This window comes from Micromonospora sp., assembly GCF_048594385.1.
GTDB lineage: Bacteria > Actinomycetota > Actinomycetes > Mycobacteriales > Micromonosporaceae > Micromonospora > Micromonospora wenchangensis.
The window spans coordinates 1-19,872 of record NZ_JBMDWU010000610.1 but is presented as its reverse complement, the minus strand read 5'-3'; the positions used below and the strand labels follow the sequence as shown (position 1 = coordinate 19,872).

General features: G+C 71.6%; 17 protein-coding genes and 1 pseudogene. 9 read left to right on the top strand and 9 right to left on the bottom strand.

What is annotated here, in order from left to right; genetic code table 11:
- The first annotated feature begins 54 nt into the window (after positions 1-54).
- The 4 genes from sigJ to ACOJTC_RS31720 all read left to right on the top strand — a co-directional run bounded on the left by sigJ (position 55) and on the right by ACOJTC_RS31720 (position 5,770).
- Positions 55-999 (top strand): RNA polymerase sigma factor SigJ, encoded by a 945-nt coding sequence (sigJ, locus tag ACOJTC_RS31735; protein WP_420119643.1) that lies wholly within the window; start codon positions 55-57, stop codon positions 997-999.
- A gap of 81 nt (positions 1,000-1,080) precedes the next feature.
- Positions 1,081-2,268, top strand: a complete 1,188-nt coding sequence (locus ACOJTC_RS31730; protein WP_420119642.1) for an NAD(P)/FAD-dependent oxidoreductase — start codon at positions 1,081-1,083, stop codon at positions 2,266-2,268.
- 214 nt (positions 2,269-2,482) lie between these two features.
- Positions 2,483-3,256, top strand: coding sequence for an ABC transporter ATP-binding protein (locus ACOJTC_RS31725; RefSeq protein ID WP_420119641.1), 774 nt, complete (start codon positions 2,483-2,485; stop codon positions 3,254-3,256).
- Between the two features lie 3 nt (positions 3,257-3,259).
- Positions 3,260-5,770, top strand: coding sequence for an ABC transporter permease (locus tag ACOJTC_RS31720; RefSeq protein ID WP_420119640.1), 2,511 nt, complete (start codon positions 3,260-3,262; stop codon positions 5,768-5,770).
- A 131-nt stretch (positions 5,771-5,901) separates the two neighbouring features.
- Here ACOJTC_RS31720 and ACOJTC_RS31715 read toward each other — a convergent pair whose 3' ends face one another.
- Both ACOJTC_RS31715 and ACOJTC_RS31710 read right to left on the bottom strand, forming a co-directional pair.
- Entirely contained in the window at positions 5,902-6,561 is a 660-nt protein-coding gene (locus ACOJTC_RS31715) for a response regulator (protein ID WP_420119639.1), read from the bottom strand.
- Positions 6,549-7,784, bottom strand: coding sequence for a sensor histidine kinase (locus tag ACOJTC_RS31710; protein WP_420119638.1), 1,236 nt, complete (start codon positions 7,782-7,784; stop codon positions 6,549-6,551). The genes ACOJTC_RS31715 and ACOJTC_RS31710 overlap by 13 nt, the downstream gene beginning before the upstream one ends.
- Positions 7,785-7,919: 135 nt before the next feature.
- Between ACOJTC_RS31710 and ACOJTC_RS31705 the strand changes: the two genes are divergently transcribed.
- Complete coding sequence (locus tag ACOJTC_RS31705) at positions 7,920-8,126, top strand: hypothetical protein (RefSeq protein WP_204925385.1); 207 nt, start codon at positions 7,920-7,922, stop codon at positions 8,124-8,126.
- A 155-nt stretch (positions 8,127-8,281) separates the two neighbouring features.
- A complete protein-coding gene (locus ACOJTC_RS31700; protein ID WP_204925386.1) occupies positions 8,282-8,494 on the top strand; it encodes a hypothetical protein in 213 nt (70 codons plus the stop codon).
- A 174-nt stretch (positions 8,495-8,668) separates the two neighbouring features.
- Here ACOJTC_RS31700 and ACOJTC_RS31695 read toward each other — a convergent pair whose 3' ends face one another.
- The 3 genes from ACOJTC_RS31695 to ACOJTC_RS31685 all read right to left on the bottom strand — a co-directional run bounded on the left by ACOJTC_RS31695 (position 8,669) and on the right by ACOJTC_RS31685 (position 12,307).
- Positions 8,669-9,910 carry a serine hydrolase domain-containing protein gene (locus ACOJTC_RS31695; RefSeq protein WP_420119637.1) on the bottom strand — a complete coding sequence of 414 codons (1,242 nt, stop codon included), beginning with the start codon at positions 9,908-9,910 and terminating at the stop codon, positions 8,669-8,671.
- A gap of 282 nt (positions 9,911-10,192) precedes the next feature.
- Positions 10,193-11,305 carry a serine hydrolase domain-containing protein gene (locus ACOJTC_RS31690; protein ID WP_420119636.1) on the bottom strand — a complete coding sequence of 371 codons (1,113 nt, stop codon included), beginning with the start codon at positions 11,303-11,305 and terminating at the stop codon, positions 10,193-10,195.
- Between the two features lie 336 nt (positions 11,306-11,641).
- Complete coding sequence (locus ACOJTC_RS31685) at positions 11,642-12,307, bottom strand: TetR/AcrR family transcriptional regulator (protein WP_420119635.1); 666 nt, start codon at positions 12,305-12,307, stop codon at positions 11,642-11,644.
- Positions 12,308-12,402: 95 nt separating this feature from the next.
- On the opposite strand from ACOJTC_RS31685, the gene ACOJTC_RS31680 reads away from it, so the two are divergent.
- Together ACOJTC_RS31680 and ACOJTC_RS31675 are read left to right on the top strand one after the other, a co-directional pair.
- Positions 12,403-13,329 carry a zinc-binding dehydrogenase gene (locus tag ACOJTC_RS31680; RefSeq protein ID WP_420119634.1) on the top strand — a complete coding sequence of 309 codons (927 nt, stop codon included), beginning with the start codon at positions 12,403-12,405 and terminating at the stop codon, positions 13,327-13,329.
- A 21-nt stretch (positions 13,330-13,350) separates the two neighbouring features.
- Positions 13,351-13,830 (top strand): GNAT family N-acetyltransferase, encoded by a 480-nt coding sequence (locus ACOJTC_RS31675; RefSeq protein WP_420119633.1) that lies wholly within the window; start codon positions 13,351-13,353, stop codon positions 13,828-13,830.
- 19 nt (positions 13,831-13,849) lie between these two features.
- Here ACOJTC_RS31675 and ACOJTC_RS31670 read toward each other — a convergent pair whose 3' ends face one another.
- Positions 13,850-15,436 (bottom strand): DUF6194 family protein, encoded by a 1,587-nt coding sequence (locus ACOJTC_RS31670; RefSeq protein ID WP_420119632.1) that lies wholly within the window; start codon positions 15,434-15,436, stop codon positions 13,850-13,852.
- Positions 15,437-15,516: 80 nt separating this feature from the next.
- Here ACOJTC_RS31670 and ACOJTC_RS31665 point away from each other — a divergent pair.
- Positions 15,517-16,225, top strand: a pseudogene (locus ACOJTC_RS31665) (TioE family transcriptional regulator).
- A gap of 77 nt (positions 16,226-16,302) precedes the next feature.
- Here ACOJTC_RS31665 and ACOJTC_RS31660 read toward each other — a convergent pair.
- The 3 genes from ACOJTC_RS31660 to ACOJTC_RS31650 all read right to left on the bottom strand — a co-directional run.
- Positions 16,303-18,390, bottom strand: coding sequence for a copper-translocating P-type ATPase (locus ACOJTC_RS31660; protein ID WP_420119631.1), 2,088 nt, complete (start codon positions 18,388-18,390; stop codon positions 16,303-16,305).
- Positions 18,391-18,656: 266 nt separating this feature from the next.
- Positions 18,657-19,451, bottom strand: a complete 795-nt coding sequence (locus ACOJTC_RS31655) for a response regulator (RefSeq protein WP_208565009.1) — start codon at positions 19,449-19,451, stop codon at positions 18,657-18,659.
- A partial coding sequence (locus ACOJTC_RS31650) for a hypothetical protein (protein WP_420119630.1) occupies positions 19,448-19,872 on the bottom strand: 425 nt, incomplete at its 5' end. The genes ACOJTC_RS31655 and ACOJTC_RS31650, both read right to left, overlap by 4 nt.

Below are 19,872 nucleotides of genomic sequence, written 5' to 3'. Positions count from 1 at the left end.
CATGCTGGTCCGGTGCGCGGATGGTGGTCGGGCACCGCTGGTTAACCTGGGGCCATGCCGGTCGGGGCGCACGACGTCGAAGTCTTCGAGGGTGCCAGGGCGCGGTTGGAGGCGATCGCGTACCGCCTGCTGGGGTCGTCGAGCGACGCCGAGGACGCGGTGCAGGACACGTTCCTGCGCTGGCAGTCCGCCGACCGGGGCCTGATCGCGACGCCCGAGGCATGGCTGACCAGGGTGCTCACCAACCTCTGCCTCAACCGGCTCACCTCGGCGCGGGCGCGGCGTGAGACGTACGTGGGTCAGTGGCTGCCCGAACCGGTTTTCGCCGGTGACCCGATGCTCGGCCCGTCCGACACCGTGGAGCAGCGGGAATCGGTGTCGATGGCGGTGCTCACCCTGATGGAGCGGCTCTCCGCCAGGGAACGCGTCGTCTACGTCCTGCGCGAGGCGTTCGGATACTCCCACGCCGAGATCGCCGAGGTCCTCGACGTCACCGAGGCCAACTGTCAGCAGATCTTCCGGCGGGCCAGGCACCATGTGGCCGATGACCGGCGTCGGGTGGCGGTCGACGCCGCAGCGGCCCGCCGGATCGCCGAGGAGTTCCTCGCCGCGGCGCTCAGCGGCAGGACGGAATCGCTCGTGCAGATGCTGACCGACGACGCGGTCAGCATGGGCGACGGCGGTGGTGTGATCTTCTCGGTGCCCCGACCGGTCGTCGGTGGCCTGCGGGTGGCGAGGTTCCTCCGCACGCTGTTCACGCCCAGCGAGACCACCTGGGAGACGATCGGTGGTCGCCCCGAGGTGTTCGCCGAGCTCGCCAACGGCGTACCCGGGCTCGTGCTGGTGGTCGACGACCGGGTCGTCGGGATCGTCGCGCTGGATGTGACCACCGACGGCATCGCCGGCATCCACGCCCAGGTGAATCCCGCGAAGCTCCGACGGGCGACCCGTCGCTGGGCCACGTCCGAGCACGGTGCGCCGCTGACCGGCGCCTGGTGACCCGGGTCACGCCCCTCGACTGTCAGGTTTTCCGCCGCCGTCCGGTTCAGGAGGCGACACCGACCGGACAGGAGCGAAACCATGAAGCACCGCATCGTCGTCCTCGGAGCCGGATACGCCGGCGCCAACGCCGCCGCGCGCCTGGACAGGCGGCTGCACCCCGCCGACACCGAGATCCTCCTGATCAACGCGGACGCCGAGTTCGTCGAGCGGGTCCGCATGCACCAGCTGGCGACCGGTCAGGACCTCAGGCCCCGCCGGCTGGTCGACGTCTTCGCCGGCACGGGCGTGCAGGTACTGATCGCGAAGGTCGACGCCGTCGACGTCGAGCGCAGGACGGTCACCGTCGTCGACGCCGGCGGCCCCCGGCAGATCGCCTACGACCAACTCGTGTACGCCCTCGGCAGCACCGCCACCGACCGCGCGGTTCCCGGCGTCACCGAGCACGCCTGTCACGTCACGGGCAAGCAGTACGCGTTGCAGCTGCGTAGCCGCCTGGCTGACCTCACCGCCGGCGCGACCGTCCTGGTCGTCGGTGGTGGCCTCACCGGCATCGAGACCGTCACCGAGATCGCCGAGGCCCGGCCCGACCTCAGGGCGTCGCTCGCCGCACGGGCCGGCCTCGGCGACTGGCTGAGCGACAAGGCCCGCAACCACCTGCGCAGGGCCGTCGACCGGCTCGGCATCACCGTGTACGAGCACGCCGACGTCACCGCCGTCGAGCGGGCCGGCGTCGTCACCGGCGACGGCCGGGTGATCCCGGCCGACGTGACCGTCTGGACCGCCGGATTCGGCGTCCACCCCATCGCCGCGGCCACCACCCTGAGCGTCTGCGCGACCGGGCAGATCGTCGTCGACGACACCATGCGGTCGGTCTCCCACCCCGACGTGTACGCCGTGGGTGACGCCGCCTTCGCACCGGGCGTGACCGGCGCGCCGCTGCGGATGTCCTGCGCTTCGGGGGTTCCCTCCGCACATCTGGCAGCCGACGTCATCGCCGCGCGGCTGACCGGTGGCCGGATCCCTGCGAACAGGATCGGCTACGCCGGGCAGTGCGTCAGCCTCGGCCGCCGGGACGCGCTCGTGCAGTGGGTGACCCCGGACGACCGACCCAAGCCGTCGGCGCTGACCGGCAGGACGGCCGCGCGCTTCAAGGAACTGATCTGCAGGACCGCGGCCTGGAGCATGTCCCACCCGACCGGGATGCTGCCGACCCGCCGTCGCCGCGTGCTCCCCACCGCCGCGTCCCGTACGCGGACGCGTGGCTGAACGGAGCGCCCACCCGTGTCGCCGCGCGATCCGCCCCGCCGGAGTCATCTGACGACCGTGCCGGGCTCCTGACGGTACAGCCAGCGCTACCTCGGTCGGCCCGCCACCTGGATTGCTGGCGGGGATTCCCAAAAATATGGTTTCCAGGCGCGGAAGAAATCAACGAAAAAATGGGAGTCCGGCGATGGCGGTTAATAGTGCACGACTCGATTTCGTGCCGACGGTGGACAGAGCGACGCCGGCGGCGGCGGTGCGGGTCCAGCAGTTGCGCAAGGTCTATGGCGGGGATCGGCACGCGGTGACCGCGCTCGCCGGTGTCGACGCGACCTTCCAGCGGGGGACGTTCACCGCGGTAATGGGGCCGTCCGGCTCGGGCAAGAGCACGTTGCTGCAGACCGCGGCGGGGCTGGACCGCCCGACCAGCGGCCTGGTGTGGGTCGGGGAAACGGAACTGTCGAAGCTGTCGGAGACAAAGCTGACCAAGCTGCGACGGTCGGAGATCGGGTTCGTCTTTCAGGCGTTCAACCTCGTCGGAGCATTGACGGTGCAGGAGAACATCACGCTGCCGTTGCGGTTGTCCGGAAAGCGGGCGGACCCCCTCTGGATTCAGCAGATCGTCGAGCGGGTCGGGCTCACCGAGCGGTTGTCCCACCGCCCTTCGGAACTGTCCGGCGGGCAGCAGCAACGCGTCGCGATCGCCCGGGCACTGGCCACCCGACCGGAGGTCATCTTCTGTGACGAACCGACCGGCGCGCTGGACACCCAGACCGCCGGCGAGGTGCTGGCCCTGCTGCGCTCGGTGGTCGACGAGGCGGGACAGACGGTCATCATGGTGACGCACGACCCGGTGGCGGCGTCCTACGCCGACCGGGTGATGGTGCTGGCCGACGGGCGCATCGTGCAGGACATGCCGCGGCCGGGCGCGGCGCGGATCGCCGAGCACCTCGCGACGCTCGGGCGTCGCCCGCAGCAGACGCAGGAGGGCTGACCCGTGCTGAAACTGGCCGGACAGATGCTGCGTCACCGCAAGGGCAGCGCGGTCGCCACCCTCCTGGCGATGACCGCCGGAGTGCTGATTCTGATGTCGCTGGGCGTCCTCGTGGAGTCCGGCCTGCGCTTCACCGCCGCCCCCCAGCGTTACGCGGCCGCCGACGTCGTCGTCGCCAACCGCGACATCACGCTCACCTCCACCATGCTCGGCGAAACGGAAACGAACACCGTCGTGCTGCCCGAGGGCGGAACCGTCCCGGCCTCGATGGTCGACCGGATCCGGCAACTGCCGGGGGTGGCCACCGTCGTCGCCGACCGGACGGTGCCGGCGATCCTGCCGAACGGCGCCGCCACCGGTCACGGCTGGAGCAGCACCGCCATCACCCCGTACCAGTTGACCAAGGGTGCCCGACCCACCCGCGACACCGAGGTCGCGCTGGACGAACGGCTGGCCGCTTCGGTCGCTCCCGGCGACGAGGTGCCGGTCCTGGTGAACGGCAGCGCGCGGACGTACCGGGTCAGCGGTTTCGTCCGCCACGCGGGTCCCCGGCCCGACCCGCACGCACCACCCGCGGTGTTCTTCACCGACGCGCACGCGGCGGTCGTCCACCCACGGCTGGGACAGGTCGACGCGGTGGCCGTCCTGGCCGAACCCGGTGCCGCTGCGGCCGTGGTGGCCGACGTGCGCCGGCTGGCCGCCGAGGCCGGCGTCAAGGCCTACGCCGGCGACGAACGGGGCCTGCTGGAGCAGTCCGCGGACCAGGCGGCCTCCCTCATGCTGGTCCAGCTGGGCAGCGTGTTCGGCGGCTATGTGGCGCTGCTGGTCATGTTCGTGGTGGCGGGCACCATCGGTCTCGCGGTCCGGCACCGCCGCCGTGACCTCGCCCTGCTGCGCGCCGTCGCCGCCACCCCCGGCCAGGTCGCCCGCCTGGTCCTCGCCGAGGTGGGACTGCTCAGCCTGTTGTCGGTCGTCATCGGTGTGCCCGTCGGTTGGCTCGCCAGCCGCTGGCTGCACCAGGAGCTGGTGGACCGGGCGTTCATCCCGGACACCTTCCCGGTTCGCGGTGGCGGCTGGGCGGCGATCGCCGTGGCGGTGGCGACGGTCACGGTGGCGACCGGTGCCGCGTTGCTCGCGGCGCGCCGGACGGTGCGGATCCGCCCGACGGAGGCGCTCGGTGAGATCGCCGTGGAATCCGGCCGCAACGGTGTCCTTCGCCTGATCTTCGGCTTCGCCGCCCTGGCCGGCGGCTTCGTCCTGATCGCCCTCACCGGCGCGGCGAAGGGGACCGCCGCCCTCGGGCCCGCGATGGGTCTGCTGTGCCTGTTCGTCCTCGCGGTCGCTCTGCTCGGGCCGTGGGTCAACCGGGCGGCCGCCCGTCTGCTCGCCCCGGTGCTGCGGCGGGTGTGGGGTGACAGCGGTTACCTCGCCGCGGCGAATCTGCGCGCCAACGCCCAGGGCATGGTCACGGTGCTGACCGCACTGGTGCTGTCCGTCGGCTTCGGTGGCTCGATCTGGTTCCTCCAGGACAACCTGGACAAGCAGATCGTCGCCGAGAACCGTGGTGGGATGCTGGCCCAGCAGACAGTGGTTTCCGCCACCGGACTGCCCGACTCCATGCTGGCGCAGATCCGCGACATCCCCGGTGTGCTCGCGGCGACCGGCGTACGGAACACCTCGATCATCCCGGACGGAGCCGCCGAGGGCGCGGACGCGCAGGCGATCGACCCGCAGGGCGTCGACCTCACCATGGACCTCAAGGTCCGCAGCGGGAGCCTGGCGGACCTGCGCGGGTCGGCCATGGCAGCGTCGACGCTGCAGGCCGGGTCGAGGGGCTGGCGGGTGGGCGACCAGGTCACGGTGCGGCTCGGCGACGGCACACCCGCCGACCTGCGCGTCGTGGCGATCTACGACCGGGGCTTCGCGTTCGGCGACGTCACCGTCGTCAAGGACGTCGTCGCCGGGCACACCGCCGTCGCCGGCTACGAGCGGATCCTGGTACGCACCGAGCCCGGCAGGGATGTCTCCGCCGCGCTGGGCGAGGTCATCGGCCAGTACCCCGGCAGCTCGGTGACGACCACGGCCGACGTCAGCGGTCAGCTCGCCGACGACCTCGCGCTGAGCGCCTGGCTCAACAAGCTCCTGATCGGCATCATGGTCGGCTACGCCGCTCTCGCCGCGGCGAACACCATGGTCATGGCCGCCCTCGCCCGGGGCCGCGAGCTGGCCCTGCTGCGCCTGGTCGGTGTCACCGGCAAGCAGGTCAAGCGGATGGTCCACGCGGAACAGACCGGCCTGCTCGGTGTCTCGCTGCTCATCGGCGGAGCCATCGCCGCCGTCACCCTGGTGTCGATCGTGCACACGCTCACCGGCCAGCTGGTGCCCTACGTACCACCGCTGGGATGGGTGTCCATCATCGGCGGCACGACGCTGCTGGCGCTGTTCACCACGATCCTGCCGGTTGCCCGGCTGCTCCGCGTCCCGCCGGTCGCCGGCATCGGCATCAAGGAGTAGTCAGCCACGGATCGGCCGAACACGTTCGACGGGCGGGCCCGCATCACGGGCCCGCCCGTCGACGTCCGTGTCACGGCACAGCCTGCTGTGTCCCGGCCGCACCGCCGGCTGGCGGCGCACGCCGTGGACGCTCACGACTGGCGCTGGGTGTCCTCGAGGTAGCGCAACACCGCACTGACCCGGCGGTCCACCCGGTCGGTCGGGGTGAGGTCCAGCTTTGCGAAGATGCTGCGAATATTCTTGTGCACCGCGCCCTCGGTGACGTACAACCGCTCCGAGATGGCCGTGTTGCCGAGGCCTTCGGCCATCAGTGACAGCACCTCACGCTCACGCGGGGTGAGCCGGTCCAGGGCGGTGTCCGGCCGGCTGCGGGCGAGCAGTTGCCCCACCACCTCCGGGTCGACCGCGGTGCCGCCCCCGGCGACCCGGCGCAGGGCGGTGAGGAATTCCTCCACCCGGCCGACCCGCTCCTTGAGCAGGTAACCGAGCCGTTCGCTGCCGCCGGCGAGCAACTCGGTGGCGAAGGCCTGCTCGACATAGGCCGACAGCACCAGGACCGCCAACCCGGGCTGTCTGCGGCGGGCCTCACCGGCGGCGACGATGCCCTCATCGGTATGGGTGGGCGGCATCCGCACATCGACGATGGCGACGTCCGGTCGGTGCTCGTCGACGGCGGCGAGGAAACCGGACGGATTGTCGGCGGTCGCCACCACGTCGAGCCCTTCCGCGCGCAGCAGCAGGACCAGGCCCTCGCGTAGCAGGGCGTCGTCCTCGGCGATCACGATTCGCACGGCAACTCCACGTCCATCGTCGTCGGCCCACCGGATGGGCTGATCAGCAAAAACTTCCCGTCGTGGGCCTCGACCCGGCGACGGATGCCGGCCAGGCCGGATCCGCCGTGCTCGTCGGCACCGCCGCAGCCGTCGTCGCTGACCGTGAGCCGGAGCCGGCGGTTCACCACGTCCATGGTGACACTCACGGCGACGCCGGCGGCCCCGCTGTGCTTGACCGCGTTCGTCAGCGCCTCGGCGACCACGAAATAGGCGGTGGCCTCCACCGACACCGCGCATCGGCCGGGCAGGTGGACGTCCAGACGGCAGGGCAGGGCACACCCGGCGACCAGACCGTCGAGCGCACCGGCCAGTCCCCGGTCGTCGAGCACCGGCGGCAGGATGCTGCGCACCACGGTACGCAGTTCGCCGAGCGCCTGTTCGGCCGCCAGTTGCGCACGCTCGACCAGTTCCCGGCCGACCGCCGGGTCCCGTGCCAGGGCCCGGCCGGCAGCGCCGAGCAGCACGGTGACCGCAACCAGTCGGTTCTGGGTACCGTCGTGCAGCGACCGCTCGATCCGGCGCAGTTCGGCGGCGTGCGCGTCCAGGGCGGCGGCCCGGGTGGCCGTCAACTGGGCCACCCGGAGGCTGAGGTCGGTGCCGGCAGGCGGCGACAGCAGCAGCAGGCCCGGCCACGCCTGGAGCCGGGCCAGCCACCGGCCCGCGCCGAAGAGCACTGCCATCAGGGCCGCGCCGAGCAGCGACACGCCGATCGCGTCGACCAGGCCGTCGATCCGCCACGACACCAGGCCGGGCCCGCCGTCCTCGGGTGGTACCAGGCGGTGCCAGAACGGGAAGGTCAGGCTCTGCAGGGCGGTCAACGGCAGGGTCAGCCCGAGCAGGCCCATCGCCAGGCCGAAGGAGGAGTGCACCGGCAACCAGACGAGTTCACGACGTACGGCCGGGTCACGCAGCCCGGCCAGGGCCCGGTCGGGTGCCGGGGGCGGGCTGAGGATCTCCGGGCCCCACCGGGACAGCCGCAGCCGTTCGCGGTCGGCGACCGATCGCACGACCCGCAGGGCGCCGGGGATCAGCGGGATGCCGACGCCGAGGATGCTCGACACCAGCACGATGACCAGGCACAGCAGCGCCCCGATCGCCAGTACGGCAGTGGTGAGGCCACCGACCAGGTCTTCCAGGGCGTCGACGGCGGCGCGTATCCGCTCCCCCGCGTACCGCCGCATGCCCACCTCCCGCGAGCCCCCCGTCGCCCGTGACCTTAGGGCACCTGCCACCGGCCTGGCAGTACAGCAGGCTGTACTGCCTGTCGTCGCGCTGGCGGGATCGTTTCCGACCCGCGATCCTCCTAGCGTGTGCTGATGGCTGAACACATCTCGTCGAGCGACGGCCGCCACCGGCGGCCGGTCCTGTGGCTGCTGCTCTTCGTGAGCATCACCGCCAACGCGATCGCGTCGTCCGTCGACACCACCACCGGCAGCACCGTCGTCAGCGTCCTCTTCGGCGTCACCGCCCTCGTCTGCGCCGGCTCCCTGGTGGTCGGCCACTACCGCCACCGCGAACAGTGAACCCGTCCGCCGCGGCCGGCGCACCGGTGGCCGCAACGGCGTCAGCGGACAATGCCGCACGGCACAGGTGCCGGAGTGTCCCCCGGGCCGATGCGGCGGGCGGATCACTGCGGCACGATACCGCCGGGGCGGAAGACAGGGAGGCGATTCCAGCCATGACGAGCGACAGGAACACGGGCCGCCGGGGGTGGATCGCCGCTGCGACAGCCGTCCTCGCGGTGGCCGTCGTGATGGAGGAACTGCTGCGCTCCGGCACGCTGGCCGACGGTCTGCTGGACCACTGGTGGGGTCACGTCGGCAGCACCGTACTGCTGCTCGGCGGTGTGGGTGCCGGGCTGTACTTCCTGCATCGCGCGTACCGCAGCTGATCCACCCTCGAAACAGGTGTGCCCTGACCGGGCCTTCAGACCCAGGTCGTCCCGCGCGGCTACGGCGAGATCCTCGTCCGTAGCCGCGCCGTGCCGCGTGGGGCCGTACCGGCACAGGGAAACGGGCCGGTGCGGTGGAATCCACCGCACCGGCCCGGGAAGGGCAGGTCGATCTCACCTGCCGGCGCACAGCGCCTTGTCGAACAGGGCCAGCAACTCATCCACCTTGGCGTCGTCGTTCGTTCCGACGAGGGTGACCGCCCGGCCGTCGGTCGTGATCCCCACACGGCTCTGGAAACCGTCGGCGTCGCCGCCGTGGCCGTACGCGGTCACCCCGCAGCTGAGCTCGAACCTGATCGTGCCCAGCCCGTAGCTCCACCCCTCGGGAAGGCCGGGGGCCGACACCGTCCGGCGCATGTTCGCCAGCTCGCGCGGCTTGAGCAACCGGCCGTCCTGCAGGGCGACCAGGAACTTGTTCATGTCGGTCGGGGTCGCGATCATCTGCCCCGCGGCGCCGGCGACCGACGGGTCGAAGCGGGTGATATCCAGCAGCTTGCCGTCCTGGGCGAAGAGGTAGCCCTGCGGGTGGGGTGAACGGATGCCCCGCTGCCCCGGGCCGGGGTAGTAGGTTTCCCGCAGTCCGGCCGGCTTCAGGATGCGGTCCGTGATCACCTCGGCGAGCGGCCGGCCGGTCACCTGCTGCGCCACGAGACCCAGTGCCACGTATCCGGCGTTGCTGTACTCCCACACCGGGTCCTCACCCGGGGTGTACGTCGGAGGCTGGGTCAGGGCCGAGTCGAGCAACTCCCGGGGTTCGAAGAACCGGTTCCGGATCGGCAGGATCCCCTTGTCGAGGAAGGTGTAGGTGCCCAGCCCACTGGTGTGCTGCAGCAGCTGCTCGATCGTGATCCGGCGGCCGTCGATCGCCGCGCCGTCACCGGTCCCCCGCATCACACCCGGCAGGAACTTCTCCACCGGATCGGTCAACGCGATGGTGCCCTCCCCCACCAACTGGAGGATGACCACAGCGGTGAACATCTTCGTGTTGCTGGCGATCCGCACGTATCCGTCGGTCGGAACCTTCGCCCTGGTCCGGATGTCACCCACCCCGGCGGTGTAGTTGGTGACCCGTCCGTGCCGATCCCGGACCGACATCAGGGCACCGGGAAGCGTTCCGTCTGCGACCGCGGCGTCCAGGGCCGCCTGCAGCGACCTGTCCCGGCCGTTGCCGGTGCTTGCCTTCGACACGTCCGCCGACGCCACGCCCGCGACCGCAACGCCGGCCGCCGCCACCGAGACCATCGCTGCGGCGATCACACCCCGGCGCCAGGCGCCGGTGGAACGCGGCTCACGCGTCGGACGATTCACCATACTGAACACGGGAACTCCCCATTTATTTGCCTCGCGCTGACTCACTCAGTGTTGTTTGCATATCCACGCCGCACGATCCCCCGCACTACCCGACACCGGTACAGCCAGCACTACTCGATCTGGTCGGGGGCATGCCAGCGCCCGGGCCGATGGCCGGGTCGTGCGTCAGAATGTGCGCCGAATCGTCTTCGAACGCGGGCAGGTCGGGGCCCATCCTCGGCATCGCCTGCCGATCGGATTGGGCCCTCCCACACCGACGCAACCTGGGTACGGTGTGGACACACCGTACCCAGGCGCTCTGCGGGGAAATTGCTCTCGCGGCGGCCGTCACCGCCCGCACAGTGCGGCGTCGACGAGCGCGTCCCGGTCCGCGCCGACGGACCCGTCCTTCACCGACCCGTTGAGGGAGGTGACCACGACGGTCACGGCGCGGCCGTCGTCGGTGACCGCGTTGGCGGTCGAGTAACCCGGAATGTCACCACCGTGGCCCCACGCCACCGCGCCGCAACTGAGCGGGATGCGGAACAGGCCGAGTCCGTAGCTCCGGCCCGCCGGGTACGCCGGGATGGTCGTACGCATCTCGGCCAACTGGGCCGGACGCAGCAGCTTGCCGTCCAGCAGGGCCCGCACGAACGTGTTGAGGTCACCCGGTGTGGAGATCAGCTGACCGGCGGCCCAACCCCAACTGGGGTCCATCGTCGTGAAGTCGACCAGCTTGTCGGTCGCCGGGTCACGCTGGTAGCCGTGCGGGTGCCGGCCGTGGATCTGCTTGTCGCCGACCCCGGGCGCGTAGGTGTCGCGCAGGCCGATCCGCTCGATCACGCGGGAGGTGACCAGTTCGTTGAACGGGCGGCCGGTGACCCGCTGGGCGATCAGGCCGGCCAGGAGGTAGTTCGTGTTGCTGTAGGACCAGCCGCCGCCGGCGGGCCTGCCGTCCGTGCGCGCGTTGGCCAGGTCGAGCAGTTCGCGGGGCTCCAGGTAGATGTGCTGGTAGGTGAGCAGGTCGCCCATGGCCGAGAACATGGTGTCGGTGTAGTCGGGCAGGCCGCTGTCGTGCCGGAGCAGCTGACGTACCGTGATCTTGGTGGCGTCCACGCCCTCGGCCCGTACCAGGCCGGGCAGGTAGGTCTCGACCGGCTCGTCGAGCTTCACCGTGCCCTCGCCCACCAGTTGCAGGATCACGACGGAGGCGAACATCTTGCTGGCGCTGCCGATGCGGACCCTGCCGTTCACCGGCACCTTCTCGCCGGTCCGCAGATCGCCGGTGCCGGCCGTGTAGTGCCTCGTCCGGCCGTGCCGGTCGCGGACCGCGGCCAGCGCGCCCGGGTGCCGGTCGGTGCCGACGAGCTTGTCCAGACCTTGCTGGATGCTGTCGCGGCGGGCGTCGGACGGCCCGGCCGAGGCGGAGCCGGTGAACGCGAGACCGCCGACCGTGGTCACGGCGACCGCTGTGATGGCGAGTGCACGGAGACGCCGCCGGGTGGGTCGATCCTTCGGGAAGAGGACGATAGGCACGTTGAACAGCTCCTCGTGGGTCCTACGACATCGAACTCCCTGAGTCTGCGGAACCCGACGAAAGCCCTCAATCCAGCCTGCTGGACAGCCTCGGTAGCGGTGGCACCCCAACCCGACACCGAGGATCGGCGCGTGACCCGGACGGACGGCCGGGAGTCACCCGTCGCCCTGGAACTGCGGTCGTCGGCGAAGATCCATCGCGGGACTCGCGCCGGCGTCCCGAACGCGCTGACCACACCGGTCGACAGCGCAACGTCGCGGTCAGGCCGTCTCCGCCGGGGTGGCAGCGGTGAGGGTGAGGACGCCGGGAACCGCCGCGAACGCGGCGCGGGTGTCGGCGGCCAGTTGGTCAGCGGTGGCCGCATGGGGCCGGGCGGTCCAGGTCTGGAGTCCGCGGTGGAACGCGGCGACGAGGACGTCCAGTGCCAGCCGGGGGCGGAGGTCGTCGGACGCGAGACCGAACCTGCGGTGCAGGACGTCGAGCGCGGCGCGGACGGTGACGTCGCAGAAGTAGAGGCAGTGGGCTTCGATCGCGGGGGTCCTGCCGGCCAGTTGCGTGCAGAGCAGGAGCCGGCGGGTCCAGTCACCCGAGTCCATGACCTGCATGGCGGCCAGCACGCTGTCCTGCAACACCAGCAGGACCGGCCGGCCGAAAGTGACCGGCCGCAGCGCCAGGTCATCGAGGAACGTTCTCCACAGGTCCTCGTAGGGCGCCATCGCCACCTCCTCCTTGCTGGCGAAGGTGCGGAAGAAGGTGCGCTTGGAGACCTCGACGCGGTCGCACAGCTCGTCGAGCGTCACCCCGTCGAAGCCCCGCTGGGTGAACAGGTCCAGGGCGGTGTCCGTCAGCGCTTCACGGGTGCGCTGCTTCTTGCGTTCCCGCAGCGAGGGCCGTGGCGGGGGGGAGGCTGACGACGCGGTGGCCATGCGGTGATACTACCGAGCGGCGTACGCCACTTGCGGGCTAATGCCACTCAGTGGCATTCTGCTTCAAGAGCAAGTTGAACCTGGGAGGCGACGTCATGCAAGCTCTGCTCGTTGATCGCACCGTGCCCGGCGGTCTCCGGCTCGGCCCGGCACCCGACCCGCTGCCCGCCGCCAACGAATCCCTGATCCGTGTCGTCGCCAGTTCCATCAATCCGGGCGACCTGTACCTGGACAACACCCCGGACGGAGCCGTGCCGGGCTACGACGCCGCCGGAGTGGTGGTGCGGGCAGCCGCCGACGGTTCCGGTCCGGCCGTCGGCACGCCTGTGGTGACGCTGGGCTTCGCCGGCGGCTGGGCGGAGCTACGCGCAGTGCGCACCGACTGGATCGGTGTGGCACCGGCGGACGCCGACCTGGGGGCCCTCAGTACGGTGCCGGTCGCCGGCACGACCGCGCTGCGCGCCCTGCACCGACTCGGCCCGATCATCGGACGCCGGGTGCTCGTGACCGGTGCCACCGGTGCGGTCGGCCGGTACGCCGTGCAACTGGCCCGGCTCGGCGGTGCGCACGTCACGGCGTCGACCAGCGACCCCGACACCCACGGCGGCGAACTGCGGGAACTGGGTGCCCACGAGGTGATCCGGTCCCCCGGGCAGCTCGACCGGGCGGTGACCGGCGTCATTGACGTGGTGGGTGGCGAGACCCTGGTGCAGGCATACGACAAACTCGCCGAACACGGCACCCTGGTGTCGGTCGGCAACGTCGGCGGTACGGGTGAGTGTTTCCCCGCCCTCGCCTTCTCCGGCCACGACGGGCGCAACGACCGCTCCATCACCTCCTTCTTCCTGGGCGCCCATGCCGGGCTGTCCGAGGACCTGGCATGGTTGGCCGCGCGGGTCACGGACAATACGCTGACACCGCACATCGCCAGGCGCGACAGTTGGCAGAACGCCGGCACCACGATCCGGGCGCTGAGCGAGGGACGGGTGCGCGGCAAGGTCGTCCTCGACGTCGGCCGGTAGCCGCAGGGAGCAGGACGAACAATGGCACGACCACGTAGGGCCGTCCCCGACGACGCGGCTGCGCTGGTACGACTCCGCGTCACCATGCTGGAGGCGATGGGGGCACCCGTCGGCGACGCCACGGCACCGTGGCGGGCCGCCGCCCTGGACTGGTTCACCCGTTCGCTGAGCGACCCGCAGATGTTCGCCGCCTTCGTGATCGAAGACCCCGAACACGGCATCGTCAGCAACGCCTCCGGCCTCTGCGACCGGCACGCGCCGGGACCCGGCAACCCAGGAGGGCTGCGCGGTCATGTCTTCAACATCAGCACCGTGCCCCACGCACGCGGACGTGGCCACGCCCGGGACTGCCTGAACGCGCTCCTACGCTGGTTCGCCGACGACACCACGGTCAGCGTGGTCGACCTCAACGCCACCCCGGGCGGCGAACGTCTCTACCGGACCCTCGGATTCGCACCGCCACGCCACCCCGCCCTGCAACTACGCCGGGACCAGATGTAGAGCCGCGGGCTTACCGCACCTACCGGTTCCTGCGGCGCTCACGATCAGCGGCACGGGCACGTGCCCGTTCCAGCAGTCGATCTACCTCGTCCGCGGTGGCCGGGCCCGGGTTGACCACGCAGACCCAGCCCTGCACGGCGTAGGCGGGATGGGGCATCAGCTGGTCGGTCTGCGTGAAGTCGAGTGTGTCGCTGTGCGCGGCGAACTCCTCGGGCCCGTAGTCGAACAGGTTGCGGAACTCGGCGCGCCCGACCTCGATGTTGAGCCGGTATCGTCCGGGCTCGGACAGCCGGGATCGTTCGTCGAAACCGGGCACGTCGTGCCCGACGATCGTGGCGAACGGCCGCATCCGGTCCTCGCCGGCGAAGAAGAACCGGTCGCCCCAGGTGTAGGACGGCATCTCGGAGCCCGCTTCGATCCGGGTCTCGGTCACTGCGGGACGGCCGGCGATCCGGGCCGCGTCAGCCGCGCCGGGCTCCGAGCCGATGTGCAGGATCGCGTCGCAGGTCTGGATCGTGGCCGCGTCGAGCGGGAAGTACCCGAGCAGGTCCGTCACGCGTGGGCGCAGGTTACCGCCGTCGGGTGGTGCGAAGATGCCGGTCTGCGGGCCGAGACGTTCCTCATAGGTGCCGGCCTCCGGTTGGCCGAGGCCGACCGGCCCGCTTGCCCCGAGGCTGCCGGCCACGTACAGGTATTTGTCGCCGAGCAGTGGCGACACGATGGAGCCGGCGCCGTTCCACTGTGCTGCGAGGTCCTGACCATCCCAGTGGGTGTCCCACCGGCTCGGGTGCCGCTGGAGGTGGGCGTTGTTGGCGGAGACCAGGACCGGTCCGCGGTCGCGTTCCAGGGCGAGGATGTCGAGCAGATTCTGCGCCATCAGCGCGTCCCGCGCCGCGAGCAGGCGGCCGATCCGCTGGGACTGGGTGCCCGGCTCGGCCATTGCGCCGTGGTAGGTGAGCAGGCCGATCGCCGTGGTGGCGAGCACCCTGGCGCGGTTCCAGGCCTGGGCGGAGGTGTCGCCGATGAGATGGGGCGCGTCGGCGTACAACCGGGATCGCAGATCCTCGGCGAGGCCGCGTAGCGCGGCGGCCTGCGGTGAACGGCCCGGTGAACGCGACGCGTCGTACATGATCTCCGGGGCGCTCCAGCGGTCTTCCTCGCCGACCAGGCGGTCCAGGTCGGTCGTCGCTGCGCCGAGGTATTCGCACAGCTCACGCAGCAGCGGGCCAGGGCTCGGCGCACCGGTGATCTCGGTCGGGGCGTCGAAGCCATGGAAGGTGACGCGCTCTGCGGGTGGCAGTTTCCCGTTGTGTTCGCGCAGCCAGTCCACCAGTTCACGGGTGGCCGGGTGAGCACCCCAGCCGTGACTGATGCCGGTGCTCAGGTCCACCTCGTCGCGCCGGCCCTGGACGTAGTCGTCGACGGCGAGGCCGGCGGCCCGGTCCGATTCGATCGCGATCGACCGGAAGCCGTGCCCGACGAGGGTTTCGAGGATCCGGTTACGCAGGCGGGGGAATGCCGGCTCCCCGTGGTAGGGCTCACCGATCGCGAGCAGGTGCGGCCGGCGGGCACGGACAAGGGACAGCAACTCGGCGTCGAAAGCCATGACCTCAACCGTATCGTTGAACCAACCTGTGAAACTTCACCGATCTCTCGCTCGGAGACTGCCACGTGAAGCCTCAAACAGTGAGGTACCGGCCGGTGGATCTGGGCCGGGCAGTCGGGCTGCCGCGCAGGCGGTCCGCAACTACGAGCAGGCCGGGATGATCCCGCCCGCCGCCCGCACGGCCAGCGGCTACCGGATCTACACCGATGACCACGTGCGCGCGCTGTCCGCCTACGTCGCGCTCATCGCGGGATACGGCCACCGCGCCGCCGGGGAGATCATGAAATCCGTGCTCGGCGACGACCTCCCGACGGCGCTGGCCGTGCTCGACACCGCTCACATACAGCTTCACCGCGACCGGGAGACCGTGGAACGAGTCGCCTCAGCTGTCGTCCTGCTCGCCTCCGGCCCGCCGGCCACGCTGGACTCAGATCGGCCCGTCTCGATCGGAGTCCTCGCTCATCGGCTCGGTGTCACCCCGGCCACCCTGCGAAAATGGGAACGAGCCGGAATCCTGGCCCCAACCCGGTCACGGACCGCACGCGCCTACCACGCCGACGACGTACGCGACGCCGAACTCGCCCACCTGCTGCGCCGAGGCGGCTACCCACTACAGCACATCGCGGCCGTGATCGAGCAAGTCCACGCTGCCGGCGGCCCCGGCCCGCTGGCAGCGTCGATCGACCAGTGGCGCGAGCGGATCACGACCCGCGGTCGGGCGATGCTCACCGGCTCGGCCCGCCTCGCGGACTACCTGTCCTCCGCGAGCTGACGCACAGCAATGCGTGAACCATCAGCCCACCGCCGACATACCGGTCACGGTCATCACGCCACCGGGCTCCTGCCGGGTCTCGACGCCAACCTCGTCACGTCATCTCTTCCGGGCGCAGACGCACGCGGCGCAGCAGTTGGGCGTTCAGCGCCACCACGATCGTCGACGCCGACATCAGCACCGCCCCGACGGCCGGACTGAGAGTCACCCCGGCCCACGCCAACGCGCCCGCCGCGAGGGGAAGTGCGACGACGTTGTAGCCAGCGGCCCAGGCCAGGTTCTGGATCATCTTGCGGTAGGAGGCCCGGGACAGCGCGATCACCCCGGTCACCCCACGCGGGTCGGAGGAGGCCAGCACGACCCCTGCCGACTCGATGGCCACATCGGTGCCGGCGCCGATCGCGATACCCACGTCGGCGCGGGCCAGCGCCGGGGCGTCGTTGACCCCGTCACCGATCATCGCCACCCGCAGGCCCCGCCGCTGCAGGTCGGCCACGGCGTCATCCTTGTCGGCGGGCAACACCTCCGCGTACACCTCATCCTCGCCGGCCCGGAAGCCCAGGTCTGCGGCAACCGCCTCGGCGACCGGCCGCGCGTCCCCCGTGATCATGACGATCTTCCGGACACCCCGGGCCCGCAGATTGGCGATGGCCTGCCGGGCCTCCGGGCGGACCTCGTCCTCCAACGCCAGGGCCCCGACCACGGTGGCCCGGTCGCCGTCCAGGCGCAGCAGGTGCAACACCGCGGCTCCCCGGTCGGACCACTCCCGCTGCCGGTGGGTCAGCTCCTCGGGTATTGCCACGCCCATTTCCCGCAGCATCGCGGGGCCGCCGACCGCGTAGCTGACGCCGTCGACCTCGGCCCGCACGCCCCGCCCGGTCAACGACCGGAACCCCGACGCCCGGCGGGCCGGCTGCCGTGCCTCGGCGGCGGACACGATCGCCCGGGCCAGGGGGTGCTCGCTGTCGGCCTCGACCGCGGCCGCGACCGCGAGGACCTCGTCGTCGGCGGTGCCGCCGACGCCCGCGACGCCGGTCAGCGCGTGTTCGCCGCGGGTCAGGGTGCCGGTCTTGTCGAACAGCACCGCGTCCACAGTACGCATCCGCTCCAACGCGAGCCGATCCTTCACCAGGATCCCACCCCTGGCCGCCACGGCGGTGGACAGGGCGATGACCAGCGGGATGGCCAGACCGAGGGCGTGGGGGCAGGCGATCACCAGCACCGTGACGGTGCGGACCACCGCCTCGCCGAGGTTGCCGACGACGGTCCAGACGACGAGGGTGACCGCCGCCGTGGCGGTGGCGATGTAGAACAGCCAGGCCGCGAACCGGTCGGCGAGCACCTGCGCCCGCCCGCTGGACTGCTGCGCCTGCGCGACCAGTCGCTGGATGCCCGCGAGGGCGGTGTCCTCGCCGACCGCGTTCACGCGGACCCGGATCGCCGCGTCGGTGGCCACCGTTCCGGCCACGACCCGGTCACCAACACCCCGGTCGACCGGCCGGGACTCTCCGGTGATCATCGACTCGTCGAGTTCGGCGCCGCCGTCGACCACCTGGCCGTCGGCCGGTACCCGCCCGCCCGGCCGGACCAGCACCACGTCCCCGACGCGCAGGTCCGCGACCGCCACCGGCCGCGGTTGGCCGTCCTCGCCGACGCGTTCGGCGTCGTCGGGCAGCAGCGCGGCCAGCGCGGCAAGGGCCCCCTGGGCTTGGCCGATGGCCTTCATCTCCTGCCAGTGACCGAGCAGCATGATGGTGACCAGGGCGGCCAGTTCCCACCAGAAGTCCAGGTCGAAGGCGCCCAGCGCGGTGGCCAGCGAGGCCACGTAGGCCACGGTGATCGCCATCGCGATCAGCAGCATCATCCCGGGCGCGCGATCCCGGACCTCCCGCACGGCTCCCTGGAGGAACGGCCAGCCGCCGTAGCCGAACACGACGGTGCCCAGCACCGGCCCGACCAGGTCCATCCCGGGGAAGTCGACCCGATAGCCGAACCAGTCCATCACCATGTGGCTGGTCACCACGATGGGCACAGTCAGCACGAGGCTCAGCCAGAACTTGCGGCGGAACGCCTCCGGATCATGCCCGGCGTGCTTGTCGTGTCCCCCGTGCCCGGGCGCGCCGTGCTGTTCGTGTCCCGCAGCCGCCGAGTGATCGCCGTGCTGGTGCGTGTGACGGGGCATCTCGTCACCTCCTCGCCATCGATCCTATACCCCCCGGGGGTATCTGATGAGTGGTTCGCGCCTCACTCGGTCTCACCGCGCGGCCAAGGAAGGTCTCGGACCGGCCCCTCGACAGGAGTCACCACCCAGCCCCGAGTGAAGTGACCCCCTGAGACCGGACACCTCCTGACTAGCTGGAGAAGGAGATCTTGAAAAAAGCCGTGCGTGACTCAGGGAGTCGACGGGGCGGTAGGGGCCGGGTGCGGCATGGCCGACCGGCCGGACCTTCATCCGAGCAGCCGGCCCTTCGACGGTGGAGACCCGTGGTGCCCCGACGATTCCGGGGCCTGCTGCTCGCGTACCCCCGGGCGGATCAGCCCGCCCTCGTACGCCGCGATCGTCGCCTGCACCCGGTCGCGCACGCCCAGCTTGCCCAGGACGACCGCCACGTGGTCCTTGACCGTCGACGCGCTGATGCCCAGGACCGCCGCGATCTCGGCGTTGGACAGCCCGCGTGCCACCTGGTGCAGCACCTGCGTCTCGCGGGGGGTCAGCCCGCCGAGGCGTGCGGCGTCCTCGGGCCCGGGCCCGGTCGCGAACCGGTCGATGAGCCGGTGGGTGACCCCCGGGTCGAGCATCGCGTCCCCGGCGGCGACGACCCGGACGGCGTCGATGACCCGCTGCGGCTCCGCGTCCTTGAGCAGGAACCCGGCCGCTCCGGCCCGTAGCGCCGCGAACACGTACTCGTCGAGGCCGAACGTCGTCAGCATGACGATCCGGGTCGCCGGATGCCGCTGCCCGATCGCGGCGGCCGCCGCGATCCCGTCGGCGCAGGTCGGCCGGCCCGAGGGCGGGCCCTCCGGGCGGAGCCCCCGAACCGGCGGACCCGGGGTGGGGGGCCGGCGGGCTGGCATGCGTACGTCCAGGACGGCGACGTCGGGAGTGGTCGACGCGACGAGCGCGACGGCCGAGTCACCGTCGTGGGCCTGGCCGACGACCGCGATGTCCGGCTCTGCGTCGAGGATCGCGGCGATGCCGGCGCGCACCGTGGCCTCGTCGTCGGCGACGATGACCCGGATCATCGCAGCGCCTCCGGCAACCAGACGCGGACCGTGGTGCGGTCGGTGTCGACCGCCACCGAACCGCTGGCGGCGTCCGTCGAATCCCGCAGCGACCGCAGCACCTCCGCACCGACGGGTGGGCAGCGGCGGACCTCCAGGCCGATCCCGCCGGCGACGTACGTCACCGTGGCCACCGCGCCGTCGGCGATGAGCGCCGCGCCCGCCCGGTGCGCGGCCACCTCCAGGGGCGCGGGCCGGGACCGTGGCTCGCCGACGAACCGCAGCGCCGACCGGCGGCGCGCCGCCAGGTCGGACAGGGCGGCGACGGCGGGCGGCGGGTCGGGCCGGTCCTGGGGCAGCCCGTGCAGCAGCCGTCGCAGGGCGACCAGGCCGGCGCGGGCCTGCGCCGCGACCTCGTCCAGCCGGCCAGCCTCGGCGGCGG